Consider the following 20,356-nt stretch of genomic DNA (forward strand, 5'->3'; position numbering starts at 1 on the left):
GGCTCCGCGATGTTGGGGGAGGCGAGAAATGGAATTCCGGCTCCTCGGTCCTCTCGAAGTGGTCGCGGGCAACGAGATCGTGCGCATTCCCGCCGCCAAGCACCGCGCGCTGCTGGCCGCGCTGTTGTTGCGCGCCAACCAGGTCGTGCCGTCCTCGGAACTGATCACGCAGCTGTGGGGCGAGGAACCGCCGTCCAGCGCGCGCACCACGCTCCAGGGCTACGTGCTCCGGTTGCGGCGCACGCTCGGGCCGGTGATCGTCACCCGCAACTCCGGCTACCTCATCGAGGTCGACGAGGACTCCCTCGACCTGCGGCGGTTCGAGCGGCTGGTGGAGCGGTCCAAGGTGGCCGAGTCCGACGGCGACCTCGCCCAGGCCGCGCACCTGCTGCACGCCGCGCTCACGCTGTGGCGGGGCCCCGCGCTCGCCGACGTGGGCTCGGACTGGATGCACCGGGTGGAGGCACCGCGCCTGGCCGAGCTGCGCGGGCGCACGCTGCACCGCAGGGCCGAAATCGACCTGCGCCTCGGCAAGCACGCCGAGGTGATCGGCGAGCTGACCGTGCTGGTCGCTGAGAACCCGCTCGACGAGGGGTTCAGCGCGCAGCTGATGCTCGCGCTGCACCGCTGCGGGCGCCGCGCCGAAGCGCTGGAGGTCTACCGCCAGACACGGCGGATGCTGGTCGAGGAGCTCGGCGTCGAGCCCGGCCCGGAGCTGCGGCGGCGGGAACAGGAGGTGCTGCGCTCCGATCCGGAACAGCCCCGCCCGCGCACCGCCGAGCCGATGCGGGCCCCGCACGTGCTGCCGCCGGACATCGCCGACTTCATCGGCCGCGCCGAGGAGGCCGAGTCGCTGCGCTCCGCGCTGCGGCCCGTCCCCGGTGGGTGCAGCCCCCAGGTGATCACCGTGGTTGGCATGGCCGGGGTCGGCAAGACCGCGCTCGCCGTGCACGTGGCGCACTCGCTGCGCGCGGAGTTCCCGGACGGCCAGCTCTTCGCGCGGTTGCGCACCGCGAGCGGATCGGTGAACCCCACCGAGGTGCTCGGCCGGTTCCTGCGGTTGCTGGGCATGCTCGGCAGCCACCTTCCGGAGGACGTGGAGCAGCTGGCCGAACTGTTGCGGGACCGGCTCTCCGGGCGCCGGGTGCTGCTGGTGCTCGACGACGCGGTCGACGCGGCGCAGGTCCGCCCGCTGCTGCCCGGCGACGGCGGTTGCGCGGTGCTGGTGACCGGGCGCAACCGGCTCACCGGACTGACCGGCCGCTCGGTCGACCTCGACGTGCTCACCGAACCGCAGGCGATCGAGCTGCTCGGTGAGATCACCGGTGTGGCGAGGATTTCCGCTGAACCCGACGCGGCCGGGGTGCTGGTGCGGCGGTGCGGCCTGCTGCCGCTGGCGCTGCGCATCGCCGCAGCCCGGCTCCGCTCCCGTCCACAAAGGACAGTCGCGTGGCTGGCGGAGGAACTGGCCGACGAGCACCGCAGGCTGGACCGGCTGGTCACCGGGGACCTCGCGGTGCGGGCCAGCATCGGGCTCAGCGAGCAGGGGCTGGACGAGGAGTGCAGGCGGGCGCTGCGGCTGCTCAGCGCGGTGAAGGTGCCGCACTACCCGGCCTGGTTGAGCGCCGCGGTGCTGGACCGCTCCCCCGAGCAGACCGAGCGGATCATCGACGACCTGCTGGACGCGCAGCTGCTGGAGGACGCGCGCGGCACGGGCGGATCGGCGCGGGTCCGGTTCCACGAGCTGGTGCGGATCTACGCCGAGGAGCAGCTCGAACAGGCACCGGAGCCGGTGCTGGAGCGCGCGTTCCCGGCGATGGTGCGCGCGGCGGAAGAAGTGAGCGCGCGCCTGCCCAGCCGCTCCTGGACCGCCGGTGTGGCAACGGAAAAGCCGTGCGTCGGCCTGGACTGGTTCACCGCCGAGCAGCCGGTTCTGGTCGGCGCGGTGCGGCAGGCGGCGACGGTGGGCGACGCCGACTCGGCGTGGCGGCTGACCGCGGCGCTGACCGGCTACCTCGACCTGCGCGGCGAGTGGGACGACTGGCGGCGCACGCACTGCTGGGCGTTGTCGGCCTGCCGGTCCGCGGGCGACTGGTACGGCGCGGCGCGCATGTCCTACGGGCTCGGATTGCTCGCCGCGGCACGGGATCGCTACCCGCAGGGGATGCGGTGGTTCGCGCGGGCGCTGAGCAGCTGGCGGTCCCTGGGCGCGCGCTCGGAGGCGGGGTACGCGTGGATCGGCATCGGCGACATGTACCACCAGCTCAGCAACGTGCGCCGGGCGTCGCGGTGTTTCCGAAGGGCCGCAACGATTTTCGCGGAGATCTCCGATGAGCGCGGTGCGGCGTGGGCGCGGCTGAGCCTGGCGCTGGCGCTCCGCGACCGCGGTGAGCGCGAGCGGGCGCTGGAGTCGTTGCTGCGCACGATCGACGACTTCGACCGGCTCGGCGACTGGTACTCGGCGACCGAGGCGCGGTTCTTCCTCGCGCTGACCTACAACCGGTGGGAACAGCCGGAGCAGGCCCGCAGCTACGCCGAGCCCGCGCGGACGGCGTTCGCGGAGATGGGTGCGCGGCTGAAGGAGCTGCGCTGCCAGCGGTTGCTGGGGCACGTGCTGGCGTCCTCAGGCGATCCGGGCGCGGCGCGGCCGTTGCTGGAGGAGTGCGTGCGGGAGTTCCGCGACCAGGGCGACACGTTCAGCGAGGCCGTCAGCCTGTGGAGCCTCGGCGAGCTGATCCGGGGGCACCACGCGCCCGCCGACGCCGTGGAGATCCTGACCAAGGCGTGCGCGCTGTTCACGAAGGCCGGTGTGCCGACCTGGCGGATGCGGGCGGCGGCGAGCCTCCAGTCCGCGCTGCGCGGTGGGTGAACCGGACCTGAGCCGGACGGTCCCCCGTCAACCCCGTGCGGGGGCTCCGCCCGGCCAGGGCGCCGTGCTCCGTCAGCCTGGCAGGCCCGGACGCCCGACGCCGGTCTCGAACTGGAACAGCTCGCCCGTGGCGCGCCACATCTCGCAGCGGTTCGGCCAGGTCTTGCTGTAGGACACCGGGTGACCCCGGTAGACGCCGACCGCGGTGGTGGTGACCGGGGCGTACTCGTCGGTGCAGGCGCCCGCGCGGTGGTTCAGCCGGGCGACGTCGCCCTGGACGTCGCGCAGCCGGTCGCACGCCTGGTGCTTGCGGGAGTGGGAACCGCCGAGCGGTTCGCAGCCCAGCAGCGCGGTGTGCCCGGCGGGCAGCGCGCGCTCCCCCGACGTGACGGTGAGGACCAGCGCGATCGGTCCGGCGCCGCGCACCTCGGACGGCCCACCGGCCATCGCCGGGGCCGCGCACACGCCCGCGAGCAGCACGCTCGCCAGCACCGCCTTGGCCAATCTCATTCGTGGACCTCCTCACTCACCCGGCGCGTCGGCCGCGCCACTGATCGGGGATATCCGATCACGATCGGCGGACGTCGCTTGACCATCGGGCGGGAGTCCACCGCATCGTGCCGCCAACAGAACCCGGTCGATGCGGCGGAGTCACCCAGCGTCGATCACGGACGCGAGGGTTGCTCGGCAACCGCCTGAACCTGCCACGGAGCCGGGCCCCGCACTGTCGCTGTCCGTACCCACCCACTGTCCACAGTGGACAGTGCTCGTGGGTTCCCCCGTCTTCAAGACCCCCCAACCCCCCGCCCGCCCCGCACCCAACGCCGCGTTTGGTGCGCTGAGCGCCCCGAACGGAACATTCGGGGCGTTAGATTCCCTGAACGGGTCGTTCGGGGCGTTGGGTTCCCCGAACGACCCGTTCAGGGACAACGGCGGGGAGGGATCGGATCGTGGGCGGGGCTCGATCCGCGCGTGCGCCAATGTCGCGTTTGGTGCGTTGAACGCCCTGAATGAGTCATTGAGTGCGTTGGAGTACCTGAACGAGTCATTGGGGGAGTTCAAGTGCCCCAATGACTCATTCAGGGCGTAAACGTGGGGCGCGGACGGGGGTTTGTGGTGGTTTGAGACCGCGTGGAGGGGGGTTGGGGGTACTTGAAGACGGGCCAACCACCAGGGGCTAGTGGGCGGCGTCGTCCCAGGATCGGCCGTAGCCCACGGAGACCTCCAGCGGGACGGAGAGCTCGTAGGCGCCGCCCATCTCGGCGCGGACGAGCTTCTCGACCTGCTCGTGCTCGCCGTCGGCGATCTCCAACACGAGTTCGTCGTGCACCTGGAGCAGCACCCGCGAACGCAGCTCGGAGGTGGCCAGCGCCTTCTGCACGCCGAGCATCGCGACCTTGATGATGTCCGCGGCGCTGCCCTGGATCGGGGCGTTGAGCGCCATCCGCTCGGCCATCTCGCGGCGCTGCCGGTTGTCGCTGTTGAGGTCCGGCAGGTAGCGGCGGCGACCGAGGATGGTCTCGGTGTAGCCGTCCTTGCGGGCCTGCTCGACGACCTGGTGCAGGTAGTCGCGGACGCCACCGAAGCGCGAGAAGTACGCCTCCATCTGCGCCCGCGCCTCCTCGGCGGAGATCTTCAGCTGCGCGGCGAGGCCGTAGGCGGACAGGCCGTACGCCAGGCCGTAGGACATCGCCTTGACCCGGCGCCGCAGCTCCCCGGTGACCTCGGCGGCGGGCACGTCGAACGCCTTGGACGCCACGTAGGTGTGCAGGTCCTCGCCGGTGTTGAACGCCTCGACCAGGCCCGCGTCGCCGGAGAGGTGGGCCATGATCCGCATCTCGATCTGGCTGTAGTCGGCGGTCATCAGCTCCGAGTAGCCGGAGCCGACCACGAACGCCTGCCGGATCGTCCTGCCGTCGTCGGTGCGGATCGGGATGTTCTGCAGGTTCGGGTCGGTGGAGGACAGCCGCCCGGTCGCCGCGATGGTCTGGTTGAAGGTGGTGTGGATGCGCCCGTCCGGCGCCACCGACTTCAGCAGGCCCTCCACGGTCACCTTCAGCCGGGTGGCGTCGCGGTGGGTGAGCAGGTGCGCGAGGAACGGGTGCTGGGTGTCCTCGAAGAGCTTCTGCAGCGCCTCGGCGTCGGTGGTGTAGCCGGTCTTGGTGCGCTTGGTCTTCGGCATGTTCAGCTCGTCGAAGAGCACCACCTGCAGCTGCTTCGGCGAGCCGAGGTTGATCTCCTTGCCGATCTCGTCGTAGGCGTCCTGCGCGGCCTGCCGCACCTTCGCCGCGAACGCCGACTCCAGCTCGGTGAGCCGGTCGTTGTCCACGGCGATGCCCGCCGCTTCCAGCTCCGCCAGTTCGAGCAGCAGCGGCAGCTCCAGCTCGGCCAGCAGCTTGGTGCCGCCGGTCCGCTCCAGCTCCTCGTCCAGCGCGTCCGCCAGCTCGGCGACCGCGCGGGCGCGCACGATCTCCGCGACCGCCGCGCGCTCGGCGTCCTCTTCCTCGTCGGCCAGCAGCGAGAGCTGGCCGTCGGCCTCGCCCTCCTCGGCCCGCAGCTCGCGCTGGAGGTAGCGCAGGACGAGGTCACCGAGGTCGAACGAGCGCTGCCCCGGCCGCACCAGGTACGCCGCGAGCGCCGTGTCGGTGGTCAGCCCGGCCACGCTCCACCCGCGGTCGCGCAGCGCGTGCAGGCCGCCCTTCACGTCGTGCGCGGCCTTCGGCACCGACGCGTCCGCCAGCCACGCGGCCAGCGCGCGCTCGTCGTCCTCGGTCAGCGCCGCCGACGCGAGGTAACCGCCCTCGCCCCTGGCCCCGGCGAGCGCGAGCCCTTCCAGGTCCCCGCTGCCCCGGCCCCAGGTCCCGCGCAGCGCGAGGCCGATCCGGGCGCCACCGCGCGCGTGCGCGTCCAACCAGGCGGCGACCGCGCCCGGGGCCACCACGCCGCCAGTGACCTCGAAGCCGTCCTCGGCCTCCGGCTCGCTGGTGGACAGCGTCGCGAACAGCCGCTCCCGCAGGACGCGGAACTCCAGCTCGTCGAAGAGCTTGTGCACGCCGTCGCGGTCCCAGTCGCGCGCGGCGAGGCCGTCGACGCCCACCGGCAGCTCGACGTCCTTGACCAGCTCGGTGAGCTGGCGGTTGAGCAGCACCGAGGACAGGTTGTCCCGCAGCGCCTGGCCCGCCTTGCCCTTCACCTCGTCGGCCCGGTCCACCAGCTGCCCGAGCGAACCGAACTCGGTGATCCACTTGGTGATCGTCTTCTCGCCGACGCCGGGGATCTTGGGCAGGTTGTCCGAGGGATCTCCGCGCAGCGCGGCGAAATCGGCGTACTGGTCCGGGCGCACCCCGTACTTCGTCAGCACCGCCTCCGGGGTGAACCTGGCCAGCTCGGAGACGCCCTTGACCGGGTAGAGCACGGTGATCCTGTCGTTCACCAGCTGGAGCGCGTCGCGGTCGCCGGTGCAGATGGAGACGTTGAAGCCCTGCTCGGTCGCCTGGGTGGCGAGGGTGGCGATGAGGTCGTCGGCCTCGAAGCCCTCCTTCTCCAGGGTGGTCACGCCCAGCACCGCGAGCACGTCCTTGATCAGGCCGACCTGGCCGCGGAACTCGTCCGGGGTGGCGCTGCGGGTGGCCTTGTACTCCGGGAACTGCGCGGTGCGGAAGGTGACCCTGGAGACGTCGAAGGCCACCGCGATGTGGTCGGGGGCCTCGTCGCGGAGCAGGTTGATCAACATCGACGTGAAGCCGTAGACCGCGTTGGTCGTCTGGCCCGTGCCGGTCTGGAAGTTCTCCTTCGGCAGGGCGTAGAAGGCGCGGTAGGCCATCGAGTGGCCGTCGATGAGCAGCAGCTTGCGGTCTCCGGGAGCACTCACGCCGGGGAGTCTAGGCCGCCCCACCGACACTCCGATCGGGCTACTCCGGCCAGACGGGCAGGCCCGCTCCCCGGGCCGCCTCGGCCAGCCGCTTGTCGTAGGTGACGAACGCCGTCAGGTCCGCTCCGGGCTGACGGGCCAGCATCTGGGCTGTCGCGAGGTGGATGGCGTCGAGTGAGCGCAACAGGGGATCGGAGTACGCCGCCGCTGTCTGCCGCACGGTCGCATCGATCTCCAACAAGTACAACGCGGCCAGAACGCCGGGCACTCCGGCGGCGGCAGCCGGTGCGTTGCGCCGCACGGCGCGGGGCAGTTCGACCTCGGCCAGGGTGGAGGCGACCCGGGGCGACCCGTTCCGCTGCGGATCGTTGAGCCAGGCGACGAGTTCCTCGGTGTGCGGCTCCCGCCGGACGAGCTTCATGAGCGCGGCGGTGTCGAGGTAGATCACCAGCGTTCGTCCTCGCGATCGGCGGCCAGCGCGGCGGCGGAGTCCACGTCCGAATCCCCCAGCACGGGTGGCATCGGCACCGGCCCCTGCGGAATCTGCGGCGGCCGGGCCCGTCCGGTCGACACGAGCTGGTCGAGCACGGGATCACCGGGCTGCACCGGGATGAGGTGCGCGATGGGTACCCCGCGATCTGTCACGGTGTAGGCGTGGCCGTCCCGGACGCGCTGCAACGCCGCCGAGGTGTTCTGGTTCAGCTCGCGCACACCGATGTGCTCAAGCCTCAGCACGTACGGTTGACCGAGCTCTAGTTCGGTGTAGCCCCGCATGTCCTGCGCAAGCTTCTTCTCACCCATGCCGACGAGTGTAGAACAAGATGTTCTACACATCTAGCGGGAATGAATTCCTGACCTGGATGGTTCCGTTTTATGCTGTGGTCCCGCCGTCCCCCGAGGAGCGCCCGTGAACCACCCCGTGACAGAAGACCCGAACCTGGTGCTCACCGAGCAGCTCACCGAGAAGCTCGGCATCCAGATCACCGAGTGGGAGGCCAAGCGCCTGGTGGGCACCATGCCGGTCGCGGGCAACCGCCAGCCGTACGGGCTGCTGCACGGGGGCGCCAGCGCGGCGTTCGCGGAGACGCTCGGCTCGATCGCGGCGGTGATGAACGCGGGCGAGGGCCGGATCGCGGTCGGCCTGGAGCTGTCCTGCACCCACCACCGCGCCGCGCGGGAGGGCCTGGTCACCGGCGTGTGCACCCCGCTGCACGTGGGTCGGACCACCGCGACGTTCGAGATCGTGATCAGTGACGAGTCGGACAAGCGCGTCTGCACCGCCCGGCTGACCTGCGTCAGCCGCGACGCCCCGCCCGGCGCCAAGGGCTGACGATCTTCGGCAGATCTAAAGCCATCCCTTCGGCAGATCTAAAGCTCTGTGATAGTTTGCGCAGGTGAGAAGGGCGATCGGCTATCTGCCACGGCGTGTGACGGAACTCGTGCTGGACGCGCTGTCCGACACGCGCGTCGTGGTGGTCAACGGGGCTCGCCAGGTCGGTAAGAGCACCCTCGCCGAACACGTCCTCCGCGACTGGCCGAACGGGATCGCGCGCTTTCTCGACGACGCGGGCACCCGGTCCGCCGCACAGGAGGATCCGGCCCGGTTCGTCGTGCACGACGGCCTCATGCTCATCGACGAGGTGCAACGCGTCCCGGATCTGTGGCTGGCGATCAAGCATCTCGTCGACCGCGAGCCCCGGCCAGGGCGCTTCTTGCTGACCGGGTCGGCGCGCTTGCTCGGCCTCGCGCAGCTGCCCGACTCATTGCCGGGACGGTCCGAGACGATCGAGCTGTGGCCGCTGTCCCAAGGGGAGATCGAGGGGGCGCCCGACGGGTTCGTCGACGCGGCGTTCGCCGTCGGTGCGGCGCTGCGGGCGCAGCCGCAGGAACTGCGCCGCAAGGACTACCTCACCCGAGCGGCCCGAGGCGGCTACCCCGAGGCCGTTCGCCGGGAGTCCGCCCGCCGTCGCGAACGGTTCTTCGAGGGCTACTTGGCCGACCTGATCGCACGAGACGTCAAGCAGGTCGCGGACATCCGGCGCTCCGGCGACATGCGCAGGCTGTTGTCCCTGTTGGCCGCCCAGACCAGTGGTCTGCTGAACGTGAACCGTCTCGCCGGGAACCTGAACATCACGGCGCCGACAGCCCGGGACTACGTGGAGATCCTGGAGACGATCTACCTGGTGCGGCTGATCCCCGCGTGGGCGGCGAACGTGACGACGCGTGCCGTCGCGACCCCGAAGCTGATCTTCTTGGACACGGGCCTCGCCAGCTACCTGAGCACCGGAGCGGCCAGCGACTGCGCTGCGGGCAACCTGATCGAGAACTTCGTCCTGGGCGAGATCGCCCGGCAGCTCACCTGGTCGCGCCGGGTCGCGCGGCTCTACCACTACCGCGACCGCGACCAGTACGAGGTGGACGGGGTCCTGGAGGACAACGCGGGCCGGATCATCGGTATCGAGGTGAAAGCGGCTGAAACGGTTCGCACGGAGGACTTTCGCGGCCTGAAGCTGCTCCAGCGCCGCCTGGGCTCACGGTTCCACGCGGGGTTCGTGCTCTACTGCGGAACGGAGTCACTGAGCTTCGGCGACGGATTGACCTGCCTGCCGATCTCTGCTCTGTGGACGACACACCCGCAGTGGCCTCTGACAGGACCGGCGTAATGCGGTGCTCGCCAGTGACAACGCAACGCATACTGCGGCATGAGCCGTGAATGGCCCGTGCGCATGACCACCCCGACCGATGACGCGGACGGACCGCCGTGGGTGGCGGCCGACGAGTCGGGCTGGACGGGCGGGGCGGTGCTCCACCAGCGCGTCATGACGCACGCGACCGTGCGCGTCGACGACGTCCTCGCCGGGGCGCTGCTGCGGGAGCTTCGCGACACCACGGGCCTGCGCCAGAGCCGCGAGGTGAAGTTCTGGCAGTTCGAACGGGACAGGCCCCTTGCAGCTCTAGTGGAACTCCTCGGCGAGGGCGGCGCGCTGCACGGCCGCGCCTCGATCCTGGTCGTGGACAAGCTCTTCCTCGCGGTGTCGAAGATCGTCGGCCTGCTCCTCGACGAGGACGAGGGCGCGAACACAGCGGTCGATCCCCTGGTCGAAGACGGGCCGGACCTCCTCGGTCCACAGTGGACACAACTGGTCACCGCGCTCACCGGGCTCGCGAGGGGAACGCGGCGGAACGGACGGACGGTGGAGCTCACGCCGTTGTTCGCCCTGCTGGAATCCGCACGCGAGAAGTGCGAAGGCCACCCCGCCGCGGAGGTCCTGGCGCGGCTGGTCGAAAGCCGTCCGCGCGCGGAGGAACTGCTCGCCGCGGAGCCGCCGACCCTGGACCCGCTCCCCCGCATGCTGGCGACGCACATCGAGCGCAGGCGGGCCGAACTCGGCGAGTTCCGCCTGCTGCACGACCAGCACAAGATGCTCAACGAGCTCGCGCACGGCGTGCACACCTTCGCGGTGGGCTCCTCCGACGAGCACCCGTCGATCCAGCTCGCGGACCTCATCAGCGGCGCGGGCCGGGTGGTTTTCGAGGCACAGCGGGGGAATCCGAGCAAGCAGGGCACTGCGCTGCGCGAGGTCGTCGAGCCGTTCCTGTTCGGCACATAAGAAACGGGCACTGTCCGAAGTGGACAGTGCCCGTTCACGGGGACGGCCTCAGGCGACGCCGAGGTAGGCCTCCTTGATCGACGGGTCGGCGAGCAGCTCCGCGCCGGTTCCCGTCTTCACCACGCGGCCGGTCTCCAGCACGTATCCCCGGTGCGCCCGGCTGAGCGCCTGCTGGGCGTTCTGCTCCACCAGCAGCACCGTGGTGCCCTGCTCGTTGATCTCCTTGACGATCCGGAAGATCTGCTGGATGAACTGCGGCGCCAGGCCCATCGACGGCTCGTCGAGCAGCAGCAGCCGCGGCCGGGCCATCAGCGCCCGCCCGATCGCCACCATCTGCTGCTCACCGCCGGACATGGTGCCGCCCACCTGCGACTTCCGCTCGGCGAGCCGGGGGAACAGGTCGAAGACCCGCTCGAAGTCCTCGGCGATGGCCGCGCGGTCCTTGCGGGTGTAGCAGCCCATCTCCAGGTTCTCCAGCACCGTCATGCCGGGGAACACGCCCCGGCCCTCGGGCGACTGCGAGATCCCGCGCACCACGCGCAGGTCGGCGCGCAGCTTGCTGATGTCCTGGCCGTCGAAGACCACCGACCCGCCGGAGAGCGGGCGGATGCCCGAGACCGCCCGCATCGTGGTGGTCTTGCCGGCACCGTTGGCGCCGATCAGCGAGACGATCTCGCCTTCCTCCACGTGCAGCGTGATGTCGGACAGCGCCTGGATGCGCCCGTAGTGCACGCACATCTTGTTCAGCTCAAGCAGCGCCATCGTCGGGCACCCCCAGGTAGGCCGCGATCACCGCGGGGTTGTCCCTGATCTCCGCGGGCAGCCCCTCGGCGATCTTCTTCCCGAACTCCAGCACCACGATCCGGTCGGTCACGCCCATGACGAGCTTCATGTCGTGCTCGATCAGCAGGACGGTGTAGCCGTCGTCGCGGATCTTGCGGATGAGCCCCATCAGCTCTTCCTTCTCCGCGGGGTTGAAGCCGGCCGCCGGTTCGTCGAGGCAGAGCAGCTTCGGCTCGGTGGCCAGCGCGCGGGCGATCTCCAGCCGCCGCTGGTAGCCGTAGGGCAGGTTGCGGGCCTTGTCCGCCGCCCGGTCGGCGATGCCGACGAACTCCAGCAGCGCCATGGCCTTGTCGACCGCGGCCTGCTCCTCCCGGTGGTGCCGGGGAAGCCGCAGGAGCGCGCCGAGCACGCTGGTCTTGTGCCGAGCGTCGGTGCCGACGACCACGTTCTCCAGCGCGGTCATCTCGCCGAAGAGCCGGATGTTCTGGAAGGTCCGCGCGATGCCGAGCCGGGTGATCGCGTTGCGCTTGGACCGCCCGAGGGGCTTGCCCTCCAGCAGCACCCGCCCCCTGGTGGGCCGGTAGACGCCGGTCATCACGTTGAAGCAGGTGGTCTTGCCCGCCCCGTTCGGCCCGATCAGCCCGAGGATCTCCCCGCGCCGGATCTGGAAGCTCACCGAGTCCATGGCGGTCAGGCCGCCGAAGGCCATGGTGACCTCGTCCAGCTCCAGCAGCGTGTCGCCCACCTCGACGGCGATCTCCCGGTCGGGTGCGACGACCTCGGCCACCTCGGCCTCGTGCGCCGCCCGCTCCTCCGGGCTCATCCGCTCCAGCTCGGCGACGAGCCCGCCCTCGGCGGGCACCTCGGGCTCGGGTGCGTTCTCAGCCGCGTGCGTCATCCCTGGACCCCCTTCGCCGAGTCGATCATCGCGCTCTCCTTGGCGATCTGCTCGGGTCTGCCCAGCAGTTTCCGGTACGCCTGCCGCCCCTTGGCCAGCAGCCGCTGCCGCGAGCCGAGCAGGCCCTGCGGGCGGAAGATCATCAGCACGATCAGCGCCAGGCCGAAGATCAGGTACTTGTACTCGGCGATGGCCTGGAACCGGTCGGGCACGTAGGAGATCACGAACGCGCCCAGGATCACCCCGACCTTGTTGCCGGAGCCGCCGAGCACCACCGCCGCGAGGAACAGCACGGAGGTGACTACGTCGAACTTCTGGTTGTTGACGAAGCCGATCTGACCCGCGTAGATCGCGCCGGAGAGGCCGCCGATCGCCGCGCCCATGGTGAAGGCCCAGATCTTGAACTTGAACGTGGGCACGCCCATGATCTCGGCCGCGTCCTCGTCCTCCCGGATCGCCACCCACGCGCGGCCGACCCGGCTGCGCTCCAGGTTGCCCACGAAGATCAGGATGATGATGATCACCGTGACGACCAGCCAGTACCACGGCGTGCCGTCGGAGGAGTTGAAGATCGCCGTGCCGTCGGCGTTGAGCCCCTCCGGCCGCCCGACGTCCTGGAACCCGCGCTGACCGCGCAGCGGGGTCACGTTGTCGGCCAGCAGCCGGACGATCTCGCCGAAGCCCAGCGTCACGATCGCCAGGTAGTCACCGCGCAGGCGCAGCGTCGGCGCGCCGAGCAGGACTCCGGTGGCCATCGTGACCACCACCGCGACCGGGATGATCGCGATCCACGGGTAGTCCCACCGCAGCGCGGAGTCCGGGCTGGTCAGGATCGCCGCGACGTAGGCGCCGACGGCGAAGAAGCCGACGTAGCCCAGGTCCAGCAGGCCCGCCTGGCCGACCACCACGTTCAGCCCGATCGCGATCAGCGCGAACCGCGCCGCGTTGAACAGGGCGATCTGGAAGTCGGTTCCCGGCTCGGTGGTCAGCAGCGGCGGGTTGAGGATCGGCAGCGCGTAGATCAGCACCACCAGCGGGATGAGCACGCCCCACTGCTGGAACCGGTTCAGCCCGTTCCACCAGTCGCGCACACGCTGCCCGAAGGGCGCCCGCACACTCGTCTGTGCCTGTTGGTGTGCGTTCATACCCGTGCCTTCCCCAGGGACTCGCCGAGGATTCCCGTCGGCCGGAACATCAGGATCACGATCAGCAGCACGAAGGCGACGATGTCCCGCCACTCCCCGCCCAGCAGCGACTGGCCGTAGTTCTCGACCACGCCGAGCAGCAGGCCGCCGAGCAGCGCGCCGCGCAGGTTGCCGATACCGCCGAGCACCGCGGCGGTGAACGCCTTGATGCCCAGCAGGAACCCGCCGTTGTAGACCACGCCCTGCGGGATCTGCAGGAGGTAGAAGACCGCGGCGGCACCGGCGAGCACACCGCCGATGAGGAACGTCAGCATGATCACGCGTTCCCGGTTGACGCCCATCAGCGTCGCGGTGACCGGGTCCTGCGCGACCGCGCGCACCCCTCGGCCGAGCCGGGAGCGGTTGATGAACTGGTCCGCGACGACGAGCAGCAGCAGCGCGGCGACGAACACCAGGAGCTGGATGTTGGTCACCCGGGCGCCGAAGACCGTGAAGACCTCGGTCGGCCGGATCAGCCGCAGCGCGGGTTCCGGATTGGCACCCCGGCTGACGAAGAACAGCTGCTGGATCACGAACGAGGCGCCGACCGCGGTGATCAAGAAAACCAGGGTCGGCGCGTTGCGCTTCCGCAGTGGCCGATAGGCGACGCGTTCCAGAACGACGGCGGAGACCCCGGAAATGATCATGGCGACCGCCATCATCAGCAACAGGAATCCGATGATCTCCAGTATGCCGAGGCGGGCCGTCGGGCCCGGTTTGAGGCCGAGGGCCTCCATCGCGAAATAGGCGCCGAAAGCGCCGGTGATGAAGATTTCGGAGTGCGCGAAGTTGATCAGACGCAGCACGCCGTAGACCAGCGTGTAGCCCAGTGCGATGAGGGCGTAGATGCTGCCGTAGGCGAGTCCGTCGACCGTGTTGCTCCAGAACTGGTCGAGGAAGAGGCCGACGTTGAAGTCGATCCAGCTGTCCTCGGCCTGCGCGAGCATGGCCGTAGCTTGAACAATCACTGATCTGCCCGTTCCCGTGCAAAGCGCCGGGGCCGGTCACGGCGGGGGGAGACCCGTCGTGACCGTGCCCCGTGCGACAACCGTCGTGTCTGGCTCTGCCGGTTAGCCGATCGGCTTGTTCTTGACGATCTTGCCGCCCTCGACCTTGTAGGACCAGACCGGCGTCTCGGTGAGCTCACCGGTGGCGTCCCACTTGAACTTCTTGGTCAGGCCCTGGCCCTCGTAGGTGCGGACGAACTCCAGCACGCTCGCACGGTCCTTCTTGCCGCCGTCGATCGCCTTGAGCAGGATCGTCGCGGCGTCGTAGCCCTCGGCGGAGTAGGTCGAGGGGTCCATGTTCGCGAGCTTCTTGTACTCGTCGGTGAACTCCTTGAACTCGTCAGCGGGCACGCACGGGCAGGTGAAGTAGGCGCCCTCGGCGGCGTCGCCGGAGTTCTTGACGAACTGGTCGTCCTTGGTGCCGTCCGGGGCGACCAGCTTGGCGGTCACGCCCTTGTTGAACAGCTGGTCCGCCAGCGGGGCGGCCTCGGTGTAGTAGCCGGAGTAGAAGATCGCGTCCGGCTTGGCCGCCTCGACCTTGCTGACCGTGGCCGCGAACTCCTTCTGCTTGCTCTTGACCTGGTCCTCGCAGATGACCTTGCTGCCGAGGGCCTCCTTGACCGCGGCGGCCAGGCCGCTGCCGTACTCGGAGTCGTCCCGGATCACGCAGACCTTGGACGCCTTGAGGTCGTTGGTGATGAACTTGGCCGCGGCCGGGCCCTGCACGGCGTCGTTGCCCAGCGCGCGGAAGAAGGTCTTCCAGCCGTTCTTGCTCAGGCCCGGGTTGGTCGCCGAGGGGCTGATGGTGACCAGTCCGGCGTCGGCGAAGGTCTTGCCGACGGCCTTGGACTCACCGGAGAACGGCAGCCCGACCACGCCGAGGATGTCCGGGGTGTTCACCGCCTGCGCGACCACGCCCGGGGCCTTGTCCGGCGAACCCTCGGAGTCGAACTCCCGCAGGTTGACCTGACAGCCGGGGTTGGCCGCGTTGTGCTGCTTGATGGCCAGGCGCGCGCCGTTGAGGATCGCGAGGCCCAGCGCGGCGTTGTCACCGGCGATGGTGCCGATGTAGGCCAGCGAGGCGTTGCTGCACTGCGCCTTGCCGTCACCGCGCGGGTCGGCCGCGTTGGCCGCCTTGGTCGGGCCCGCGGCGCCGCTGGTGCCGCCGCCGCCCGTCGTGTCGTTGCTGTTTCCCCCGCACCCTGCGATCGCCAGAGCCACCACTGCCGTCGTCGCCAGGGCTCGCACGAGTCGTGTCCCAGACACCCGTACCTCCGTAAACCCAATTCACCACAATGCACGTTTGCCTGGTGGTGAGCCCCGTTCCATCAGGGGCGTGGTCAGGGCAGGAAGCTAACTGCCGAAAAGCGGCATTGCACAGAACCCCGCGACGCTCGTAGCCACATCGTGACGATGAAGAGCAACCGGACTCGGCCAATAGTTTGGCAACCGCGAACATTTGTCACCGATGGGTGACACGACCGTTACTTCCGGTCAACCAATATTCTCGACGACCGCATCCGCAACCGCCTTCATGGTGGACCGGCGGTCCATGGCGGTGCGCTGGATCCAGCGGAAGGCCTCGGACTCGGTCAGGCCCTGCTTGGTCATCAGCAGGCCCTTGGCCTTCTCCACCACCTTGCGCGTCTCCAGCCGCTCGGTCAGCCCCGCGACCTCGGTCTCCAGCGCCTGCAGCTCGGCGAAGCGGGACACCGCGAGCTCGATGGCGGGCACCAGGTCCCGCTTGGCGAAGGGCTTGACCAGGTAGGCCATCGCCCCGGCGTCGCGGGCGCGCTCGACGAGGTCGCGCTGGCTGAACGCGGTGAGGATGACGACCGGGGCGATGCGCTCGCCCGCGATGGCCGCCGCCGCCTCGATCCCGTCCTTGCGCGGCATCTTCACGTCGAGGATGACCAGGTCCGGGCGCAGCTGGGTGGCCAGCTCGACGGCCTCGACGCCGTCGGCCGCCTCGCCGACGACCTCGTAGCCCTCCTCGCGCAGCATCTCGACCAGGTCGAGGCGGATGAGGGCCTCGTCCTCGGCGACCAGGACGCGGCGCTGGACGGGCGTGGCCTCGGGGGCCTCGGTAGCCGGCTGGGTCACCGGGGTCCTCCTGAAGGTCGGGTTCTCGGGCGGAGTCCGCAGTTTACTCGCGGGCGGTGACCGGAACCGGCGCACGACGCTGTGACGTTGCGCCGAAATGCCCCGGCCCTCGAACGTCCACAGTGGACGAACTCGGTCCGGTCCGAGGTGGACGGTCCGGCTGTGCCGTGCCGCGGCGCCATGCCGGGACGGCCGCGCCGTCTCCCCTTCGGGCGACCGTGGGTGACCGGCTGCCGAGAGGCTCGTCACCGCCGGGCGAACAACGAGTGGAGTCGGCTGACAACGCGGGGTTCCCTCGGCTATAGAGGAGGTATCCCTTTCAACGGGACGGAGGACCACCCATGAACGACAAGCCTCGCCGGAAGCGGTCCGTCATCGGCGCGATCGTCGGCGTCTTCGCCGCCGTCACGGTTTCGGTCGCCACCACCCTCGGCGCGCTGGGCGCCGCGCTCTTCGTCGCCGCCAAGCACAGCGGCCCCGAGCCCGCGCCCGCTTTCGGGCCGAACCCGGTCGCGGAGGAAACGATCGAGGGCCCCGGAACGACAGACAGGGCAGCGGGCGCCGATCGGGCGCTCTAGCGATCCGGCCACCGGCACCGGCGAAACCGGTGGTGGCCGTCAGGGAAATGGATCGGGAACGCGCGGGGAAGGTTCGGCCGACGTGGTTTGACCACTGATTCCCGCGGCAATCCCGGATTGGCAGCAGGAGCCGTTGCCGCTCCACCGGAGGGAGGATCATCCGATGGCCGATAGGCGCAGAAAAAGGTCGGCGATCGCCGTGGCGCTGACCCTCGGAGTCTCCGTGGTCGTCCCCCTCGCCGTCACCACGCTCGGTGCCGTTGGCGCCGCGCTGTTCGTCGCGGCGAAGTACACCACCGCCGACCTCGCCCCGGAGCGGGCGGCGGCCGTGGATGCGGTTGACAGCGCGGAAACCCAGGCTGACCGCGGGCCCGCGAACGACTGAACCCGGCACGTCCTACGATGGCCGTCGACCCCTCGGGGCGGCGGTCATCGGCACGTCCGGCCAGGGGGTTCCGGCCAGGCTTCGACTGCCACCCGGTCGAGTGGTCCGCCTTCCCTACACAGCTCCGACTTCCGCTGATAGGGTGACGCGTTTACGCATTCCGGTGAAAACGAGGGCGTTTCGGCATCCACCAGCAGGCCAGCCCTCTAGGGTGTACTCCCTCGATCACCCTGTGCTACGGTTCCCGTCATTTCGACGGCCTGTTCGCACTGGAAGGGCAATCTCCAGCTGAATATTGTGGGGAAATAGACGGTGGCATTATCACGGTGTCCTACACCGGACGGCCGAAGCGCCGGGCAGGCATTTCCGCTGGTACCACCTCCATCCCACCGGACGGCGTTTCGCCAGCCTGTCACAGCCCCAGGCCCCGGGGATAGCACACGAGTTTGTGGAGCGTCGTGAAGACGGACAGCGATTACAAGAGTCACGGGTCGATCAGGAGCCGCCTGACCGGCGCGGTGATGATCCCCAGTATCGCGCTGCTGGTGATGTGGGTGCTCGCCTCGTCGTACCTGGTCTTCGACGGGTACTACGTGCGCGAGGTCGCGCTCGGTGTCCGCAACGCCTCGTTGCCCGCGGTGAGCGCACTCGCCTCCGCCCAGAAGGAACGCCAGCTGAGCATGGCCTACCTGGGCCGGAAGGCCCTGGGCACCGCCGAGCTGCGCGCGCAGCAGCAGACGACCGATGACGCCGTGCGCGTCATGCGGACCGAGATGACGCCGCTCATCAAGAACGCGCCGCCCGACGTCGCGGACGGGGCGAACCAGCTCCTGTCCGTGATCGACCAGCTGCCGGGCATCCGGAGCCGGATCGAGGGCGGTGACGCCACCAAGGAAAACGTCTACTCCATCTACAACAACCTGCTCGACGCCGGATACCGGCTGTTCAACGTGCAGGCCCGCATCGTCCCGGACCCGTACGCGGTGCAGGGCGCGATGGACGCCCTCTCCTTCGTCCGGGCCTCCGACTACATGTCCCGCGCGGGCTCCCTGGTCACCGGCGCGTTCGCGCTCTCCGCCTTCTCCGCCGAGGACCACCTGCAGTTCACCTCGCTCGTCGGTGCCTACCACTCCGAGCTGGACAAGTCGATCCCGAACGCCAGGAAAGAAGTCCAGGAGATCTACCCCCGGCTCACCAACAGCGATGCGTGGAAGAAGCTGGTCTCAGCCGAGTCAGCCCTGATCACCAACGGCCCGTGGGTGCGGTCGTCCGGGACCAACGGGCGCGGCGCCCAGAGCGCGATCCCGATCACCGAGACCGAGTGGCTGCAGGTGACCACCCGGGTGGCCGACGAGCTGGCCAACCTGCTCATCAAGCAGGCCGACGTCGTCTCCGCGACGGCGCTGCAGGCGGGTACCACCAAGCTGATCACCGTGGCCATCGGCGCGATCATCGCGCTGGCCCTGTCGATCGCCTCGATCGTCATCGCCAGCCGGGTCTCCCGCAAGCTCGTCGACAAGGCGCTGGTCGTGCGCCTGGCCAGCCTGCGCAACGAGGCGCTGGAACTGGCCCACCGCAAGCTGCCGAACCTGGTCAACCGGCTGCGCAAGGGTGACGCGGTCAAGGTCTCCACCGAGGTGCCAGAGCTGGACTACGGCAAGGACGAGATCGGCCAGGTGGCCAGCGCGTTCAACGCCGCGCAGCTCACCGCCGTCGCGGCCGCGGTCAAGGAGGCGCAGGCCAGGGAAGGTATCAACAACGTCTTCCTCGGCATCGCGCACCGCAACCAGGGCCTGGTGCACCGGCAGCTGAAGATCCTGGACCGGATGGAGCGCCACGAGGAGGACCCGGAGCAGCTGGAAGGCCTGTTCCAGCTGGACCACCTCGCCACCCGCGCCCGCCGCAACGCCGAGAACCTGATCATCCTCGGCGGCGAGCAGCCCGGCCGCCGCTGGCGCAACCCGATCCGCCTGGTGGACGTGCTGCGCGCGGCGATCTCCGAGACCGAGCACTACGTCCGGGTCCGGCTGCAGCGGGTGCCCGAGGCCGCGATCGTCGGTTCCGCGGTCGCCGACACCATCCACCTCGTCGCCGAGCTGGTCGACAACGCGACCTCGTTCTCCCCGCCCCGCTCCCAGGTCCAGGTGCACGGCTCGCTGGCGGCCAAGGGCGTCGTCGTCGAGGTCGAGGACCACGGCCTCGGCATGAGCGAGGAGGACCAGGCCGCGGCGAACGCCATGCTCAGCGACCCGCCGGAGTTCGACGCGATGGCGCTCAAGGGCGACTCGCGGCTCGGCCTGTTCGTCGTCGCGCGGCTGGCCTCCCGGCTCGGGGTGAAGGTGGAGCTGCGGACCTCGCCCTACGGCGGCACCCGGGCGATCATCCTGATCCCCAACGAGGTGCTGGCGTCCAAGGCGAGCTCGGAGGACATGAGCCCGGGCACCAACCCCGGGCTTTCCCGGCACCAGCACACGCCGCCCAACGGCACCCCGTTCCCGCCGCAGAGCCGGACCGAGCAGACCGGGGTGGACCAGGTCACGGCCCACCGCCAGCGGCACTCCGCCGCCCCCGTGGACACCGGGGCCCGGCTCGGCGCCGACCTGGAGAGCTTCTGGTCCGAGCCGCTCGGCGACGAGGACTCCGACGGCGGGCGGCCGCTGAACCTGCTCGGCGGTCTCAGCTTCGAGGCCGTGCGGGAGGTGCCTGGACCCGATCTCGATCCGATCGTCGACGAGCCCAGGAGCGGCCACCCTGTGGAGACGCCGAGGTACAGCCACACCGGACCCATTCCGGTGTATACCGGCAATAGCCAGACAGAGCCGCCCGTTCCGGAAGCACCCCGGGCGGGCATGGGGGATAACGTCAGGCCGCGCCCGGCGTTACCGCAGCGCAAGCCGCAGCAGAGCCTCGCGCCTCAGCTCCGGGCGGAACCGGCACCGGTCCCCCAGATCGCCGAGGACCTGGCTGAGCACCAGCGCTCCGCAGAGGAGATCCGCAATACCATGTCCGCCTTCCAGCGGGGCACCCGTGAGGGCCGCAACGCGGACAGTCCGTTCGAGTCATGAGC

At 69.9% G+C, this 20,356-nt stretch carries 17 protein-coding genes; 7 read left to right on the forward strand and 10 right to left on the reverse strand.

The genetic code is table 11. The annotated features are described in order from the left end of the window. Nucleotides 1-28 precede the first annotated feature (28 nt). Nucleotides 29-2,869 (forward strand): AfsR/SARP family transcriptional regulator, encoded by a 2,841-nt coding sequence (locus NLX83_RS24830; protein WP_254237563.1) that lies wholly within the window; start codon nt 29-31, stop codon nt 2,867-2,869. A gap of 72 nt (nt 2,870-2,941) precedes the next feature. Here the strand turns inward: NLX83_RS24830 and NLX83_RS24835 are convergent, their stop codons facing one another. From NLX83_RS24835 to NLX83_RS24850, 4 genes are all read right to left on the reverse strand, one after another. Beyond that, entirely contained in the window at nt 2,942-3,379 is a 438-nt protein-coding gene (locus NLX83_RS24835; protein WP_254237564.1) for an SSI family serine proteinase inhibitor, read from the reverse strand. A gap of 667 nt (nt 3,380-4,046) precedes the next feature. Then, nucleotides 4,047-6,692 (reverse strand): DNA polymerase I, encoded by a 2,646-nt coding sequence (gene polA, locus NLX83_RS24840; RefSeq protein ID WP_254237841.1) that lies wholly within the window; start codon nt 6,690-6,692, stop codon nt 4,047-4,049. Nucleotides 6,693-6,780: 88 nt separating this feature from the next. After that, entirely contained in the window at nt 6,781-7,188 is a 408-nt protein-coding gene (locus NLX83_RS24845) for a type II toxin-antitoxin system VapC family toxin (protein ID WP_254237565.1), read from the reverse strand. Next, the gene (locus NLX83_RS24850) at nt 7,185-7,541 is read right to left on the reverse strand and encodes a type II toxin-antitoxin system Phd/YefM family antitoxin (RefSeq protein ID WP_254237566.1); all 357 of its coding nucleotides are present in this window, start codon (nt 7,539-7,541) and stop codon (nt 7,185-7,187) included. Before NLX83_RS24850 ends, NLX83_RS24845 begins: the two co-directional genes overlap by 4 nt. A gap of 106 nt (nt 7,542-7,647) precedes the next feature. Here NLX83_RS24850 and NLX83_RS24855 point away from each other — a divergent pair, with 106 nt between their 5' ends. The 3 genes from NLX83_RS24855 (at nt 7,648) to NLX83_RS24865 (ending at nt 10,351) form a co-directional block, all read left to right on the forward strand. Further along, nucleotides 7,648-8,070, forward strand: a complete 423-nt coding sequence (locus NLX83_RS24855; protein WP_254237567.1) for a hotdog fold thioesterase — start codon at nt 7,648-7,650, stop codon at nt 8,068-8,070. Between the two features lie 64 nt (nt 8,071-8,134). Next, a complete protein-coding gene (locus tag NLX83_RS24860; RefSeq protein ID WP_254237568.1) occupies nt 8,135-9,403 on the forward strand; it encodes an ATP-binding protein in 1,269 nt (422 codons plus the stop codon). 39 nt (nt 9,404-9,442) lie between these two features. Continuing rightward, nucleotides 9,443-10,351 (forward strand): hypothetical protein, encoded by a 909-nt coding sequence (locus NLX83_RS24865; RefSeq protein ID WP_254237569.1) that lies wholly within the window; start codon nt 9,443-9,445, stop codon nt 10,349-10,351. Between the two features lie 48 nt (nt 10,352-10,399). Here the strand turns inward: NLX83_RS24865 and NLX83_RS24870 are convergent, their stop codons facing one another. The 6 genes from NLX83_RS24870 to NLX83_RS24895 form a co-directional block, all read right to left on the reverse strand. Next, nucleotides 10,400-11,113 (reverse strand): ABC transporter ATP-binding protein, encoded by a 714-nt coding sequence (locus NLX83_RS24870; RefSeq protein WP_254237570.1) that lies wholly within the window; start codon nt 11,111-11,113, stop codon nt 10,400-10,402. Next, nucleotides 11,100-12,032, reverse strand: a complete 933-nt coding sequence (locus NLX83_RS24875) for an ABC transporter ATP-binding protein (protein WP_254237571.1) — start codon at nt 12,030-12,032, stop codon at nt 11,100-11,102. The genes NLX83_RS24870 and NLX83_RS24875 overlap by 14 nt, the downstream gene beginning before the upstream one ends. Further along, on the reverse strand, nt 12,029-13,177 hold the full coding sequence (locus NLX83_RS24880; protein ID WP_254237572.1) for a branched-chain amino acid ABC transporter permease: 1,149 nt from the start codon (nt 13,175-13,177) through the stop codon (nt 12,029-12,031). Before NLX83_RS24880 ends, NLX83_RS24875 begins: the two co-directional genes overlap by 4 nt. Then, entirely contained in the window at nt 13,174-14,163 is a 990-nt protein-coding gene (locus NLX83_RS24885) for a branched-chain amino acid ABC transporter permease (protein ID WP_254237573.1), read from the reverse strand. The genes NLX83_RS24880 and NLX83_RS24885 overlap by 4 nt, the downstream gene beginning before the upstream one ends. Nucleotides 14,164-14,286: 123 nt before the next feature. Further along, complete coding sequence (locus NLX83_RS24890) at nt 14,287-15,489, reverse strand: branched-chain amino acid ABC transporter substrate-binding protein (protein WP_254237574.1); 1,203 nt, start codon at nt 15,487-15,489, stop codon at nt 14,287-14,289. A gap of 228 nt (nt 15,490-15,717) precedes the next feature. Continuing rightward, nucleotides 15,718-16,326, reverse strand: a complete 609-nt coding sequence (locus NLX83_RS24895) for an ANTAR domain-containing response regulator (RefSeq protein ID WP_254237575.1) — start codon at nt 16,324-16,326, stop codon at nt 15,718-15,720. Nucleotides 16,327-16,667: 341 nt separating this feature from the next. On the opposite strand from NLX83_RS24895, the gene NLX83_RS24900 reads away from it, so the two are divergent. The 3 genes from NLX83_RS24900 (at nt 16,668) to NLX83_RS24910 (ending at nt 20,354) form a co-directional block, all read left to right on the forward strand. Next, on the forward strand, nt 16,668-16,904 hold the full coding sequence (locus NLX83_RS24900; protein ID WP_254237576.1) for a hypothetical protein: 237 nt from the start codon (nt 16,668-16,670) through the stop codon (nt 16,902-16,904). Nucleotides 16,905-17,067: 163 nt separating this feature from the next. Next, nucleotides 17,068-17,289 carry a hypothetical protein gene (locus NLX83_RS24905; RefSeq protein WP_254237577.1) on the forward strand — a complete coding sequence of 74 codons (222 nt, stop codon included), beginning with the start codon at nt 17,068-17,070 and terminating at the stop codon, nt 17,287-17,289. 458 nt (nt 17,290-17,747) lie between these two features. Beyond that, nucleotides 17,748-20,354, forward strand: coding sequence for a nitrate- and nitrite sensing domain-containing protein (locus tag NLX83_RS24910; protein WP_254237578.1), 2,607 nt, complete (start codon nt 17,748-17,750; stop codon nt 20,352-20,354). Nucleotides 20,355-20,356: the final 2 nt, after the last annotated feature.

It is taken from the genome of Allokutzneria sp. A3M-2-11 16 (genome assembly GCF_024213555.1).
Lineage (GTDB): Bacteria > Actinomycetota > Actinomycetes > Mycobacteriales > Pseudonocardiaceae > Allokutzneria.

Excerpts from the sequence above, each read along its gene's own strand:
- polA (WP_254237841.1), bottom strand. The coding sequence starts at position 6,692 with ATGGCCTACCGCGCCTTCTACGCCCTGCCGAAGGAGAACTTCCAGACC.
- NLX83_RS24830 (WP_254237563.1), top strand. The coding sequence starts at position 29 with ATGGAATTCCGGCTCCTCGGTCCTCTCGAAGTGGTCGCGGGCAACGAG.
- NLX83_RS24865 (WP_254237569.1), top strand. The coding sequence starts at position 9,443 with ATGAGCCGTGAATGGCCCGTGCGCATGACCACCCCGACCGATGACGCG.
- NLX83_RS24835 (WP_254237564.1), bottom strand. The coding sequence starts at position 3,379 with ATGAGATTGGCCAAGGCGGTGCTGGCGAGCGTGCTGCTCGCGGGCGTG.
- NLX83_RS24870 (WP_254237570.1), bottom strand. The coding sequence starts at position 11,113 with ATGGCGCTGCTTGAGCTGAACAAGATGTGCGTGCACTACGGGCGCATC.
- NLX83_RS24900 (WP_254237576.1), top strand. The coding sequence starts at position 16,668 with ATGAACGACAAGCCTCGCCGGAAGCGGTCCGTCATCGGCGCGATCGTC.
- NLX83_RS24880 (WP_254237572.1), bottom strand. The coding sequence starts at position 13,177 with ATGAACGCACACCAACAGGCACAGACGAGTGTGCGGGCGCCCTTCGGG.
- NLX83_RS24905 (WP_254237577.1), top strand. The coding sequence starts at position 17,068 with ATGGCCGATAGGCGCAGAAAAAGGTCGGCGATCGCCGTGGCGCTGACC.
- NLX83_RS24875 (WP_254237571.1), bottom strand. The coding sequence starts at position 12,032 with ATGACGCACGCGGCTGAGAACGCACCCGAGCCCGAGGTGCCCGCCGAG.
- NLX83_RS24885 (WP_254237573.1), bottom strand. The coding sequence starts at position 14,163 with ATGCTCGCGCAGGCCGAGGACAGCTGGATCGACTTCAACGTCGGCCTC.
- NLX83_RS24850 (WP_254237566.1), bottom strand. The coding sequence starts at position 7,541 with ATGGGTGAGAAGAAGCTTGCGCAGGACATGCGGGGCTACACCGAACTA.